General features: G+C 44.2%; 11 protein-coding genes. 9 read left to right on the top strand and 2 right to left on the bottom strand.

All coding sequences use genetic code 11. The annotated features are described in order from the left end of the window. Positions 1 to 10: 10 nt before the first annotated feature. Positions 11 to 1,342 (top strand): DEAD/DEAH box helicase, encoded by a 1,332-nt coding sequence (locus tag OCV20_RS25410; RefSeq protein ID WP_048609810.1) that lies wholly within the window; start codon positions 11 to 13, stop codon positions 1,340 to 1,342. Positions 1,343 to 1,473: 131 nt separating this feature from the next. On the opposite strand, the gene OCV20_RS25415 is transcribed toward OCV20_RS25410, so the two are convergent. Continuing rightward, positions 1,474 to 2,721, bottom strand: a complete 1,248-nt coding sequence (locus tag OCV20_RS25415) for an SGNH/GDSL hydrolase family protein (RefSeq protein WP_086774930.1) — start codon at positions 2,719 to 2,721, stop codon at positions 1,474 to 1,476. A 489-nt stretch (positions 2,722 to 3,210) separates the two neighbouring features. Between OCV20_RS25415 and OCV20_RS25420 the strand changes: the two genes are divergently transcribed. Together OCV20_RS25420 and OCV20_RS25425 are read left to right on the top strand one after the other, a co-directional pair. Further along, complete coding sequence (locus tag OCV20_RS25420; protein ID WP_050632816.1) at positions 3,211 to 4,152, top strand: lipase family alpha/beta hydrolase; 942 nt, start codon at positions 3,211 to 3,213, stop codon at positions 4,150 to 4,152. Positions 4,153 to 4,190: 38 nt separating this feature from the next. Then, a complete protein-coding gene (locus tag OCV20_RS25425; protein WP_086774931.1) occupies positions 4,191 to 5,078 on the top strand; it encodes a lipase secretion chaperone in 888 nt (295 codons plus the stop codon). A gap of 105 nt (positions 5,079 to 5,183) precedes the next feature. Here OCV20_RS25425 and OCV20_RS25430 read toward each other — a convergent pair whose 3' ends face one another. Further along, positions 5,184 to 6,827 carry a methyl-accepting chemotaxis protein gene (locus OCV20_RS25430; protein ID WP_086774932.1) on the bottom strand — a complete coding sequence of 548 codons (1,644 nt, stop codon included), beginning with the start codon at positions 6,825 to 6,827 and terminating at the stop codon, positions 5,184 to 5,186. Positions 6,828 to 7,223: 396 nt separating this feature from the next. On the opposite strand from OCV20_RS25430, the gene OCV20_RS25435 reads away from it, so the two are divergent. The 6 genes from OCV20_RS25435 to OCV20_RS25460 all read left to right on the top strand — a co-directional run bounded on the left by OCV20_RS25435 (position 7,224) and on the right by OCV20_RS25460 (position 14,437). Next, positions 7,224 to 8,144 carry an IS5 family transposase gene (locus OCV20_RS25435; protein ID WP_086773621.1) on the top strand — a complete coding sequence of 307 codons (921 nt, stop codon included), beginning with the start codon at positions 7,224 to 7,226 and terminating at the stop codon, positions 8,142 to 8,144. A gap of 230 nt (positions 8,145 to 8,374) precedes the next feature. Continuing rightward, positions 8,375 to 9,196 (top strand): phosphate ABC transporter substrate-binding protein, encoded by an 822-nt coding sequence (locus tag OCV20_RS25440; protein ID WP_048614622.1) that lies wholly within the window; start codon positions 8,375 to 8,377, stop codon positions 9,194 to 9,196. A 111-nt stretch (positions 9,197 to 9,307) separates the two neighbouring features. Continuing rightward, the gene (pstC, locus tag OCV20_RS25445; protein WP_019822958.1) at positions 9,308 to 10,237 is read left to right on the top strand and encodes a phosphate ABC transporter permease subunit PstC; all 930 of its coding nucleotides are present in this window, start codon (positions 9,308 to 9,310) and stop codon (positions 10,235 to 10,237) included. 15 nt (positions 10,238 to 10,252) lie between these two features. Next, positions 10,253 to 11,116 carry a phosphate ABC transporter permease PstA gene (gene pstA, locus OCV20_RS25450; protein WP_017064256.1) on the top strand — a complete coding sequence of 288 codons (864 nt, stop codon included), beginning with the start codon at positions 10,253 to 10,255 and terminating at the stop codon, positions 11,114 to 11,116. Positions 11,117 to 11,206: 90 nt separating this feature from the next. Beyond that, positions 11,207 to 11,956: a phosphate ABC transporter ATP-binding protein PstB gene (pstB, locus tag OCV20_RS25455; RefSeq protein ID WP_004732036.1), complete on the top strand. Its 750-nt coding sequence runs from the start codon at positions 11,207 to 11,209 to the stop codon at positions 11,954 to 11,956. 336 nt (positions 11,957 to 12,292) lie between these two features. Then, positions 12,293 to 14,437, top strand: coding sequence for a sensor domain-containing diguanylate cyclase (locus tag OCV20_RS25460; RefSeq protein ID WP_086773570.1), 2,145 nt, complete (start codon positions 12,293 to 12,295; stop codon positions 14,435 to 14,437). The last annotated feature ends 61 nt before the right edge of the window (positions 14,438 to 14,498 follow it).

The following is a 14,498-nucleotide window of genomic DNA, read 5'->3' on the forward strand; positions in this document are numbered from 1 at the left end:
GGAGAGTCCTTTGCACTTTAAAGATTTAGGCTTAGATAACCGCTTACTGAAGAACTTAAAACATTACGACTTCAAGAAGGCGACAGAGATCCAATCAAAAGCGATCCCTGTTGCTATTGCTGGTAAGGATCTATTGGCTTCATCAAAAACGGGATCAGGAAAAACATTGGCGTTTGTGTTGCCAATGATACATAAAGCATTAAAAACAAAAGCGTTTTCTGCTAAAGATCCTCGTGGTGTAATTTTGGCTCCTACTCGTGAGCTAGCGAAGCAAGTTTACGGCGAACTGCGTAGCATGCTTGGTGGTCTGTCTTATGAAGCGGCGCTTATCTTAGGTGGTGAGAACTTTAACGATCAAGTTAAAGCACTGCGTAAGTACCCTCGCTTTATCGTAGCGACGCCAGGTCGTCTTGCTGACCACCTAGAGCACCGCTCATTGTTCCTTGATGGTGTTGAAACGCTAATCCTTGATGAAGCAGACCGTATGCTTGATCTTGGTTTTGCTCCAGAACTGCGTCGTATTGCAAACGCAGCTAAGCACCGTCGTCGTCAAACGCTAATGTTCTCTGCAACGCTGGATCACGCTGAAGTGAACGGTATTGCTAATGAAATGCTAGACGCACCTAAGCGCATCTCGGTGGGTGTTTCTAACGAGCAGCACCTTGATATCACTCAGAAATTCTATCTATGTGATCACCTAGATCACAAAGAGGCGATTTTAGACCGTGTACTAGAAGAAGCTGAATACCGTCAGGTTATGATCTTCACAGCAACTCGTGCTGATACGGATCGCCTAACGGATAAGCTGAATGAGAAGAAGCTTAAAGCCGTTGCACTGAGCGGTAACTTAAACCAAACGCAGCGTAATGCGATCATGAGTCAGTTTGAGCGTGCGGTTTACAAGATTTTGGTAACAACCGATGTTGCTTCTCGTGGTATCGATATTCCAAACGTAAGCCACGTAATCAACTTTGATATGCCGAAGCACACCGAAGAGTACGTTCACCGTGTTGGTCGTACAGGCCGTGCAGGTAACAAAGGCGATGCAATCTCTTTGGTTGGTCCAAAAGACTGGGACAGCTTCAAGCGTGTTGAGCTTTACCTTCAACAAGATCTTACTTTCTCTGTGCTTGAAGGCCTAAAAGGTAAATTCAAAGGTATTAAGCCTCGTAAACCTGCGTTTGCTAAAGGCGGCCCTGCGAAGAAGAAAACCAACACTCAAGCGAAGAAAACGCCGAAGAAACCAGTTAAGCGCGATAAGAGCTTCCACCAGAATGTGGCAGTGGGTGATACAGTATTTATCCCTAAGAAGAAAGTTGCGCCAAAAACTGACGACGAGTAATCACCAGCCAGTTAAAAGTGTTTGTTTGTAAAACTGACATAAATAAAAACCGCCATTATTAGGCGGTTTTTTTGTATCTGATTTTTGTGCCTAAGAGGTGCTACCTCAAGTTACAGTTCAACTTGGCGGCTTTAGAAATCAAAAGTCGAGAAAGAAAAAGCTAGGATATGGTCGGCAATATATTTATGCGTGGCGGTGGTTGGGTGGGTCACGCCCCAAAAGACATAACTGTCTGAACCATAGGTCGCACAATCATTGGTTAAGCTGTGGCTTTTCAGGTAGTCGGCCGCTGAGCTTCTATTGAGATTAAGACAAGCATCACTCGCGTTTCGAAAGCCATGTTGTTGTGGGTTATCGGTAATGCTGGCGAACAACGCACTCGCATCGAACAACACCACGTTTTTCCCCATACCTTGGTAATACTCTGCTTGAGCTTTGATGAACTGGTTGAATTCTAAGATCTTGCCACGAACTTTTATGATCTCTTGTTCGGTAGAGTATTTGAATTGAGGGGCTTTGGTCGCATCGGGTAAGGTGAACAGCAAGATATTGTTCGCACCGGATTCCGTTAAGCGGATCAGCGCGCTGCTAAAGTCAGCTTTTACATCGGCGACTTCTCGATCGTAGTTCATGAAGTCATTGAGGCCAAACTCGAGAGTAAACAGTGAGTTTTCCGGGCGATAGTTTTTGGCGACTTTCATGTAGGTCAGATAAGAGGTGACTTGATCATAAACACCAGTCAATGCTACGTATTGGTTGGTACCTGCTGCGCCGCCCACTGCCCAGTTATACAGAGGGACATCTTTCGCTTTTGCTAAGTACTCTGTCCAGACTAAACCATTCGAAAAGTGCCCTAAAAACCACGAATCTGCGTTGGGGGAAACCCATTGTGAGCCATTAAATAGATTACCAGTGTCGGACAGGCTATCACCAAAGGTGACAATACGGTTGATGCTACTGGCTTGAAAAGCGTTGTCGTTGGTCCAGATTGAGTGGTTGTAAGAGAAGCGATTATCTGCGGCAAAGTAGGTGATGTCAGCGGCGTCATGTTGGATGTCGAGCGTCTGTTCGCAACGCTGTTTGATTTCAGATTGAGGCGCATCACTGTAGAACATGTTTTTGAAAGAAACAGAAGACCACCAATATCCGTTGATCGTGTAGTAATCACCATTCTCTTTCTTTGCCCACTTCCAGTCGGTGGCCGGAGAGTCATGAGAGGCATCGGTTCGATACCAACATCTAACATATGAATAGGTCTCTGAGCCTTGTGTACTGAGTACTTGTGCAGATGTAATCGATTCTGGTGTTGGTATTGAGTCTTCAGCGGCATAAGCGCCAAAAGGCAGGGCTAACGTGAGTATTAAAGCCGTATTTTTCATCACTGTATTCTCTTTTATATTTAGATGAGCCAAACAAAAACGTTGTTGCTTGTTGCCTATTGTTTGTTGATAAGTGGATAAGTAAATAACTGGTACGACCTATATCTAAAATTAATAATTAGCGTCAATACATTCAGGGTTGTGGTGTGTCGTTAATGGCATAAGCATCAAGTTTTCAACGAGTTTATGGTTGAAAAATACCTGTTTCCAAACGGTTATTTGTCGACAAACTTTTGATTATTACGAATGTTGAATTGATATTTGAGTCAGAGTATTGAAAGAACAATCTCATCAACCTTAGTTAAATGTTAATTTAATCAATTGCTTATGGTTTTGGTTTTTCTTCTGATTCTGTTTGCCTGATGTTCATCGCACCTGTTTAATTCAAGTTCGCCATCACAAATATCAAATCGTTACTTTCTGTTTTATAAAATCATCATCTACGGTTCTTTTACTCATCAGAGGTCTAATCTGTTTAAGGAAAGAGCATTGAAAAAGATATTAATTTGGACGATAGCCTGCCTATCCAGTTTTGGCGTATATGCCGGAACGAGCGCATCAGCATTAGAAGCCAGCGGATACACTGAAACGAAATACCCCATTATGTTGGTACATGGTCTGTTTGGTTTCGATACATTAGCGGGCGTCGACTATTTCTATGGCGTACCTGAATCCCTAACCAAAGATGGTGCGAGCGTATACGTCGCTCAGGTCTCTGCAACCAATAGTTCTGAGGTCCGTGGTGAACAGTTACTCAGCCAAGTTGAAACGCTGTTAGCTGCAACAGGAGCAAGTAAGGTGAATCTGGTTGGTCACAGCCATGGTGGGCCTACGGCTCGTTATGTTGCGTCGGTTCGACCGGATCTGGTGGCTTCAGTAACCAGTATTGGTGGTGTACATAAAGGTTCTAAGGTTGCTGATCTCGTTCGAGGGAACGTATCTGAAGGCTCTGTCACAGAAGGTATTGCGGTTAAATTAGCGGGTGGATTAACGACACTGATTAACCTTTTATCTGGTGGAACGGATCTCGACCAAGACGGACTCGCTTCTCTTGAAGCATTGACCACAGAAGGCTCGCTAGCATTCAACCAGTTTTATCCTGAGGGTGTTCCGACGTCTGAGTGTGGTGATGGTGAGTGGCAAGCAAGTAACGGCGTTTATTACTATTCATGGACAGGGTCTTCCACTTTTACCAACCTTCTTGATCCTACCGACGGAGCCATGACAATCCTAGGCTTAGCTTTCAATGAACCTAATGACGGGTTAGTAGGGGCATGCAGCGCCCATTTGGGCAAAGTGATAGGTGATGATTACAAAATGAACCACCTAGATGAGATCAATGGGTTATTGGGAATTCACCACTTGTTTGAGACCGATCCTGTAACTCTATATCGTCAGCATGCCAATCGATTGAAGTTGGCTGGCTTGTAGTCTGCAAAGCCGTTTAATAAGAAAACAAGGAAAGTATGATGAAAAAGACCGCCATTTTGTCGATAACCACGATAGCCCTGATGAGCACAGCGGCGGTCTTTTTATATCTAAATAATCAAGATACACATACTGACGACGAACAACGCGTCTCCTCATTGAAAGTCACCTCTCAGCAAGATACCGACATCGATAACGCATCAGCCAAAGACATGATGGAATACTTCGTGTCCGGTAATACCGAACTAACCCTTGAAGATATTCGCGACAATGTAGCAAAACACCACGAGCAATCATCAACAGCCGTGGTCGATGAAGCACTGTTTGCCAAATATATAGAGTATAAGTCGGCACTGACATCGTTGGACGTACAATTCGATACCACATCCATTTCCGCTGATGACCTACGCGCACTCAATCAAGCGCTCCTTGACCTCCAAGCTCAGTTTTTCAGTGAGAGCGAGATAAGTATTCTGTTTACGCATGACAACAGAATGAGAGAAATCGCCTTAGAAAAGTTACTTCTGAAACAGGAGGGATTAGAGGATGAAGAATACCAACAAAGACTTGAATCCTATTTATCTGAGCAACCTGATTATGTTCAGTCGAGTCACCAGAATCAGGTGTTACTCCAACAGCTCTCTAGCTCTGAAGGTCTCGATGAACAGGGTAAATACTTAAAGAGAAGCGAACTTGTTGGTGAAGAAGCAACCCAAAGACTTGAAGCACTTGATAAACAAAGAGCGGCCTTTGAAGGCTCGTTAGAGGTCTACTTCGCAGAACGGAATGATGTTTTGAACGACTCAGCCTTATCAGAAACCGAACAACAAGAGACAATTGCGCAACTTCGAACTGAACATTTCCTACCAGAACAGCTTAGAAGGGTAGAAGCGATTGAAAGAATTCGAGCGGCTGAATCTGGTCAGTAGTGTCTAAAAGCGAAAAACCAGCCATGATGGCTGGTTTTTTTGTTTATAGGTGAGTTCTAAAGAGCATACAGCTTGAATCTGTTGCCTTAAATCGTACCTTGAACCCTATACCTTAAAGTAATCCAACTGCTGCTTCTGTTGTTCGGCTAGGTTAGATAGCTCGTGGCTTGCTGCTGCGGCTTGAGTAATGCCGGTTACGTTTTGGCTTACTAGGCTGTAGATGTTTGAGATATTACGGTTGATGTCTGAGGTTACTTGGCTTTGCTCTTCGGCGGCAGAGGCAACCTGAGTATTAATCTCAGTCATGTCCGTTACCGAGTTAGCAATGCCTGAAAGCGCTGCGCTTACTTCCCCAGCAAGAGTTTGGTTGTGCTCCAGCATAGCCAGTGAGCTGCTCATGCTTTCATTCGCGTTACCGGATTGAACCTGCAAACCTTCTATGATGGTTTGGATCTCTTTGGTTGAATCTTGTGTACGTGCCGCTAGCATTCGAACTTCATCAGCAACCACTGCGAAACCACGACCGCTTTCACCTGCGCGAGCGGCTTCGATTGCTGCGTTAAGCGCAAGCAGGTTAGTTTGTTCAGAGATACTTTGAATAACCTCAATCACTTTACCAATCTGTTCAGAGTGCTCTTTTAGCGTGCCCACTACATTTGCAGCTTCGCTTAGCTGAATCGCCATCTGTTCGTTAGCTTTGTTGCTTTCATTAAACAAGCTCATGCTGTGTGTCGCCATTTCGTCAGCTTGCTTAGACGCTGAGTCGGCTTGTACTGCGTTCTCGTTAACATGTGCTGCTGTGCTTTCTAATTGGTTCACAGCAGAAGCAACTTGTTCCACTTCTTGTTTCTCTTGGTCTGAGTTAACGCTTGATTGTGTCATTACCGCCGCTAGCTCTGTCGACGCAGAAGCTACTTCGATACTGATTCGAGACAGCGAGCTTACCGTGTCACGCAGCTGTTCAACAGACTGGTTTACGTCTTGCGCTAGGCGTGAGATTTCGTTGTCGCCATACTCTTCTGCTTTAACTAACAAGTTACCTTTTGCCACTTCGCGCATGGTTTCTTGAATGTTGCTGATCGGCTTAACAATGATACCAGCCAGCGTCCAACTGATAATTAGAGCTACAGACAGGATCACCAACAGTGCAATGGTCGCAGTAGTCAGCGTGCTAGCGTGTTGCTGGCCGTTGATATCGACCTCTTGAGTGGCAAGCAAATTCAGCTTTTTAGACAGAGTGTTGATCGCTTGCACCATTTCATTACCTGCATGTCGGTATTGGTCGATTGCGACCTGGTAGCGGTTTTCAAAATCTGAAGAAAGTGATGCATCGCCGTGTTTCGCTCTTAATAGAGGAAGCATGGTGGTGCGAGAAAAATCGACATAGTGATTCATCGCCTTGTTCATCGCGGCTACTTCATCTTGCATGCCTGGCACTGTGTCTAATGAATTCAGTAGGCGAGTATTTTGATCTCGTTTTTGGTTTAGTGTTTCAACCAGTGTTTTTACGTCATCAGCATTGAATAGACTGTAAATCGCTTTGATGCGCATGCCATAGCTGTTGTCGACGATTTCGCTGAGTTCTTCTTTATGCAAGATTAACTGGTCGGTTGCTACTGACACATCTTTGAATGCACTTTCTAGCTTTTCACCACCGATAATGACACCGGCTAAAAGTAAGACAACGGAAAATAGTACGGGTATAAGAATTTGTATTTTGATTGATAAGCCACTGAGAAGTTGGCGCATGTAATGTCCTTCTTTGAATAAAATAAAAAGATGAGAATTATTATTATTAGAATTAGTTGGCGATTCTAACTAATGAGACTGACAATTCAATCAGTAAAGTCTTTGATTTCGTTATATGCGATAGGTATTTGATATAGATGGTTGTTTATTGTTCGAAATGACGATGCAGGTGCATTTTTCTATCCATCGTGCTAAGGCTACTTAATTGATTAATAGGGAAATATATTGGTTAGTGTTCGATATAAATAGAGAGGAAAATCTAGATTTTGGTACTTAAATTGTTGTGAGATTGACATCCAATGAGTGCACCTGATAAGGGCTTTGTTGCGTAATTCAATGGAACTAAATCAAGAACCTACGATCTGATCAGCTACCTCCACTCTATCTCGTAGTCCTATGCCTAAGCCTCGTTATAAAACAACCAACTGGAAGCAATACAACCGATCACTCATTAACCGTGGTTCTCTGACTTTTTGGATTGATGAAGAAGCAATAAGCGGATGGGCGCAAAGCAAACAGAATAAGCGCGGTAGGCCGCGTCGGTTCAGTGATTTAGCTATCACGACAGCACTCATGGTCAAACGAGTTTTTTCTATGCCATTGAGAGCGCTGCAAGGATTTATCGACTCGATATTTAGGTTAGCCCATGTACCGTTAAGTTGTCCGCATTACACCTGCATCAGTCGTAGAGCCAAGCAAGTTGAGGTTTCATTTAAGACTAAAACGAGAGGAGCGATACAGCACCTAGCCATTGATGCTACTGGCCTTAAGGTTTATGGCGAAGGTGAATGGAAAGTCAAAAAACATGGGACGGATGGCAAGCGTAGAGTCTGGCGAAAGCTGCATATTGCAGTCGATACCAACACTCATGAGATCATTGCCGCCGAGCTAAGTTTATCGACGGTTACAGATGGAGAAGTACTCCCGAACTTACTGAAACAAACACGCCGAAGTATCCTTGAGGTGTCTGGTGATGGCGCTTACGACACGAGAGCGTGTCACGCTGCTATTAAGATTAAGGGAGCTATTGCGCTTATTCCCCCAAGAGAAGGGGCTGCCTTCTGGGAGCGTGGTCACCCTCGAAATTTCGCCGTGGGTTGCCAGAAATTATACGACTCAAATAAGTATTGGAAAGAGCGGTATGGATACCACAAACGTTCACTCTCAGAAACAGCGATGTATCGAGTTAAACAGTTGCTAGGAGGGAAACTGAGCTTAAGAAATTACAATGCCCAGGTGGGTGAAACTTACGCGATGATAAAAGCGTTGAACAAGCTTACTGGGTTAGGTATGCCTGAAACTTGTCGTATTGACTAAGAAACAAGCGAAACGGGTTGGCTCTATCTCTAAATTTAATTACGCAACAAAGCCCCTGATAAGTGTGCGATTATCAATTCATCGTTGAGGGAAGAAATTTGTCATTAATTTGCAGTTGTCATATAGGCTTCAATTAAGTGAAACACAACTGTCATATTCGGATTCTAAAGTAGGCCTCGTTCAAGTAAAACACAACATTACGGCAATAACGCCACTAAAGGAAATTTGTGATGAAAAAGACAGTTATCGGTGCAATCGCACTACTAGGCGCTCTAACAGTGAATACAGCTTCAGCTAAAGAAACTATCTCTGTAGTTGGCTCTAACAGTGCTTCTCCACTGGTTGAAGTTTTTGCAGAAACCTACATGAATAAAGGCGAACCAGTGTTCATCGAAATTCAAGCACCAGGTTCTTCTGCAGGCATCAAAGCAGCAAAAAATGGAAGTGCTGACCTTGGTATCTCTTCTCGTGACCTAAAAGAAGAAGAAAAATCAGCTGACCTGAAAGAGCTAGTTATCGCTCGTGACGGTATCGCAGTTGTTGTTAACCCGAACAACGAAGTATCAGCTCTTACTGCTGAGCAAATCACTTCAATCTACAAAGGCGACATCACTAACTGGAAAGATGTTGGCGGCGCTGACAAACCAATCGTAGCAATCACTCGTGATACAGCATCTGGTACACGTGGTGCATTCGAAGACATCATGAAGCTTAAGAAGACGATTGGCGATAAGAAAGTATCGGCTATCTCTCAACGTGCACAAGTTGCAAACGGTAATGGCGCACTTAAAGTTTCTGTAGCAAGCAACCCATACGCAATCGGCTTTATCTCTCTAGGTACAGTTGACGAATCTGTTCAAGCTCTAACTATCGACGGCGCAGAAGCGACTGTAGACAACGTTAAGAACGGTTCTTACAAAGTTGCTCGTCCATTCCTAGTTCTTTACAAAGCAGGCGCTCCAACAGCTGAAACTCAACAATTCCTAGACTGGATGGTTGCAGACGAAGCTCAAGCTATCGCTGGTAAGAAAGGCTACATCACAGTTAACTAATTTTAACTGACTCAATCTTAATTATTGCTCAGCCTACTTTAGGCTGAGCCTTTTCTTTCAACTTTGGTTATTTCGAGCTCTTATTGAGCCACAAAGTTTGAGATTTTATATATGACCATCGCAAATAGTGAAAAGCTTATGAATACTGAAGCGACTCAAATCAACAAGCCAAGTCTACGTGCTAAGAAGCGCATCGACTGGAGAGAAAGAATCTTCCACGGCTTGTTCTTATCGAGTGCTGTAATCGGCATCGTATCACTAGCCGTTATCGCTTACTTTATCGTTGCAGAGAGTATCCCTGCATTCCAAGAGGCTGGTGTTTCTGGCATCGTTCTGGGTGTTGACTGGTTACCTCCAGCTCTATTCGGTGTTGCAACTATGATTGTTGCATCGATTGTTTCGACACTTGGAGCTGTAGTTGTTGGTGTGCCGGTAGGTGTATTAACCGCTATTTTTATTGCTGAGATTGCTCCAAAGCGTCTTGCAGATATTATTCGACCAGCAGTTGAGCTTCTAGCGGGTATCCCGTCGGTAGTTTACGGCTTCTTCGGTCTGGTAATTATCGTTCCAATGATTCAGAACATTTTCCAAGTACCAGCAGGTAACACTATCCTGGCGGGTATTATTGTTCTGGGTATCATGATTCTTCCTACCGTTATCACGGTTTCTGAAACTTCGATTCGTGCTGTACCTCGTACATACAAAGAAGGTTCACTTGCACTGGGTGCTTCGAAAATCTACACGATTTTTAAGCTACTCGTTCCTGCTGCACGTTCAGGCATTATGACTGGTGTGATTTTGGGTATCGGTCGCGCACTTGGCGAAACGATGGCTATCATCATGGTTATGGGTAACGCGCCAGCAATGCCAGAAGGCATTTTGGACTCTGCTCGTACGCTAACAGCAAACATTGCAATTGAAATGTCTTACGCAAGTGGCGTTCACGCTAACGCACTGTACGCAACAGGTGTTGTACTTCTAGTGTTCATCATGATGTTAAATGGTGCTCTACTTTATCTTAACCGTGAAAAAGCGAAGTAGGCGAGGATAAGTAATATGGATCGCGTAAAACTAAAACAAGCACGTCAAACCAAAGATAACATCCTAAAAGGTTTTATCTGGGCAGCTGCAGCTGTAACCGTTGGTTTCTTATTCTGGATTATTTGGTACATCCTATCGAACGGTCTGCAATACGTAGATTGGAACTTCATCACTGACGATTACACTCGTACTGGTGAAGAGCGTGGTATTTTCCCAATGATCATTGCCACGATCTACATGGTAATTGCATCGATTGCGGTAGCCGCGCCACTAGGCATCATGACGGCGATATACCTAACTGAATATGCGAAAGTAGGTAGCCGGTTGGTGAAAGTTATTCGATTCTGTACTGAGTCGTTAGCTGGTATCCCATCGATCATCTTTGGTCTGTTCGGTATGACCTTCTTTGTTTCGATTCTTGGTCTTGGCTTCTCGATTCTGTCGGGTGCACTAACGCTAAGTATCCTGATTCTTCCTGTAATCATTCGTACTACAGAAGAAGCATTGATGGCAGTGCCACAAACTTACCGTGAAGGCTCATATGGCCTTGGCGCTTCAAAAATCTACACTATCTGGCGTTTGATCTTACCAAGCGCAATGCCAGGTATCTTAACTTCGGTCATTCTTAGTATTGGTCGTGTAATTGGCGAATCAGCACCTGTATTTTTAACAGCAGGTATGGTGGCACGTGTTCCTGAGTCGGTATTCGATTCTGGCCGTACATTAACGGTTCACCTATATAAGCTGACAACAGAGCTATTTACTATCGATGAGTGGAACCAAGCCTACGGCACGGCGACAGTCCTAATCGTATTGGTTCTCTTGATCAACATGGTTACAAAACTGATTGCGAGACGCTTCAACACGGCAACTTACTAAGCTCATTAGCTGGCTCATCAATAAAGAGAGCCCCCGTGATAAAGAAAGCATCAAGTTAGACACGAATTTAAGAATTTAGAGATTACGAACATGAACAAATTTGATATTGAGAACCTAGATCTGTTTTACGGCGACAACCAAGCGCTTAAATCTATCAACCTGCCAATTCCAACTCGTCAGGTTACGGCACTGATTGGCCCATCAGGTTGTGGTAAGTCAACGCTACTACGTTGCTTGAACCGCATGAATGACCTAATTGAAGGCGTTACTATTAAAGGTAAGCTGGATATGGATGGTACAAACATCTACGGCAATATTGATGTGGCTGACCTACGTATTCGTGTAGGCATGGTATTCCAAAAGCCAAACCCATTCCCAATGAGCATCTACGAGAACGTGGCTTACGGCTTGCGTGCTCAAGGCATCAAAGACAAGAAGCACATTGATGAAGTAGTAGAAAGCTCACTGCGCAGTGCAGCACTTTGGGACGAAGTAAAAGATCGTCTTAAAGCACACGCATTTGGCTTGTCTGGTGGTCAGCAACAACGTCTATGTATCGCTCGTACAATTGCAATGGAACCGGATGTAATCCTGATGGATGAACCGACATCGGCTCTTGACCCAATCGCGACGCACAAGATTGAAGAATTGATGGAAGACCTGAAGAAAGACTTCACTATCGTTATCGTAACGCACTCAATGCAGCAAGCGCGTCGTATTTCAGACCGTACTGCTTTCTTCCTAATGGGAGAGCTTGTAGAGCACAACGAAACGAGTGTTATCTTCAGCGAACCAAAAGATGATCGTACTAAAGGTTACGTAAACGGTGACTTTGGTTAATTGATTATTTAAGTGCTGTGTTTGGCCTTTTAGCAAAACCAGTGCGCTAACTGATACGCAGGTTAGATAATCGAATAGATCGACAGAATTATCACTATAACTATAAGCGATGGAAGTTTTGCCCCACTTTATGTGGGGCTTTTTTATGCATCTAAAAAAGCCCCAATGTCGATGAAATTTTGGGCAGGAAATCCCATTTTTGTAGTCCTTCTCATGCTTGTGATAATGTAAAAAGTGAAATTGCGACCCGCTTAACATCTCATTTTTAGTTACATTGATTGCATATCAAGGCTTCTGTATTTTTGCTGTATTCTCAATAGCCAATGGACGGAAGCTGTGCCTGTAAAAGCCTTTGCAAAACAAATATCTGCTACGCGCGATCACCGTTTATTGGCAGAGTCTCTTTTTGAGTACTTAGCTAAAATACTTGCTCCAAAAGGGATAGGGATATTTGCTGAGCCGATACCGGAAAGCGATTCGTTGCCGTTGTTTTGTTACGGTGAGTTAACCCCTCTTGAGAATTACCCCTCTACATTTTGGCCTTGGGTTTCACAGTTCGATACCGCAGACGGTGTTTTACCTATGGCAATCAATACTTGTAACTGGGATCACATAAAAGTGCTCGGTGGGGAGTCGTTCATCATGATGCTCGACAATGCGCCTGCCTGTAGAACTTATTTAATTGTTCAAAATTGCGATGTCGAAAAGATCAATCAAACCTTTGACCAAGATCTAGATGTTCTTCAACTTGCCGCCGCTCGCTGGCAGTGTATTCGTGCTGAGAAGAACGCGGCACTTGAGATCAAACACAGAGATACGCGTGAAGCTCAATACCTTGATGAGATTAAGCTTCGTGAATTGTTTGTAGAGAATATGAAGTTGGTTCATCAGGTCGCGTTAGAGCTCTCGAACCCCGAAACTTTAGATGCACTCTATAAAGCATCAGTAGAAGCCGTACGCGATCGCCTAGGCTTTGATCGTGCGATCTTCATGTTGCTTGATATGAAAAAGCGTTGCTTTAGTGGTACTTACGGCACGGATGAAACGGGTAAAACCAACAGTGAACATCATACTCAATATGATTTACACCAGCTTGAGGCCGAATACATTGAGGCGCTGTCTGACAACCACACCAACTTAGTCATTATTGAACAAGCGCCACTCTACACCGAAGGCAAGGTGGTGGGGCAGGGTTGGAATGGGATGCTTATCTTGCGTGAAGGGGATAAACCGGTCGGCTGGATTGCGATGGATAACTACATCCACCGTTCACCCATTACCAATTATCAAAAGCAGATGCTTGAGTCCTTCGGCTCGCTGCTCTCTCAGATATACATTCGTAAACGCCAAGAACAGAACATACGCATGCTGCACTCGAGCATGGTTGAGTTGTCTCGCTGCGACAGTGTTAGTGAGGTGTGTAAGTCTGCGGTTAGCTTTGCTATTCAACACTTAGGCATCGACCGATTGGCGGTTTTCCTGACGGATAAGAATTGCAGCTACATGCAAGGTACATGGGGTACGGATATAAACGGCGATATTGTCGACGAGTCCTACTATCGTTCAGAGCTGGTGGAGCGCAACATTGTTTCAGCGGCTCGCGCTTGTCCCAATCAAGTCGCCTTTGAAGAATCAGTACCTATCTATCATGACTTTAATATTGTTGGGGTAGGTTGGACGGCCATGACCATGCTCACCACCAATACGGGTGAGCCGATTGCGTTTATTGCCGCCGATAACTTGTTAACACGCAGCCCTTTAACTTCCCAGCTTCGCGAAGTGATTCGTATCTTCGCCTCTAGCCTTGCTGAGGTGCTGCAAAGAACCATGGCACAAGAGGAGCTTAAAAAGCTCAATGAAACGCTTGAGCAAGAGGTCAGTAAGCGCACTCAAGAGCTTGAAAGAGCCAATGAACAGTTGGATATCATTTCTAAATTAGACCCGCTGACGCGCCTTGGAAATCGTCGTATGCTGTCGCAGGTGTTAGAAGATCTAAATTGTGACGATCAAGGGGCGTTTGCCACACAACATGAAGTCACATTTGGACTGATCCTTGTCGATCTCGATCACTTTGGCTTGTACAACAGTGTTTATGGCCATACCGAAGGTGACGCTGCTTTACGCTCGATAGGTAAGATACTGAATAACCATGTTTATAGTGAACAAGAGACCTTCTGTCGTATTGGGGGAGAGGAGTTTATGTTGTTGATGATCGACACCCATCACTCTGAAACCAAGCGGCGTGCAGAGTCGATCAGAAAATGCATTGAAGAGGCGAAGATCCTCCATTGTGAAAGCAGTACCAGCCAGTATTTAACTGCGTCTGTCGGGTATGCCTCGATAACTTCTGATCAGCACCAGTTTGACTTCGACCTACTGTATGGCAAGGCGGATAAAGCCTTGTATCAAGCCAAAGACTCTGGGAGAAATCGAATCGTTTCTGCGTTGAAACGTAAAAAGGTCTCAGTTTCAATTTCTTAGTGCGGTATCTGTCTCTTCTTAGCGTAAAACGAATGAAGCCGTGATGATCCCAATGTGGTCA

It is taken from the genome of Vibrio coralliirubri, assembly GCF_024347375.1.
Classification (GTDB): domain Bacteria; phylum Pseudomonadota; class Gammaproteobacteria; order Enterobacterales; family Vibrionaceae; genus Vibrio; species Vibrio coralliirubri.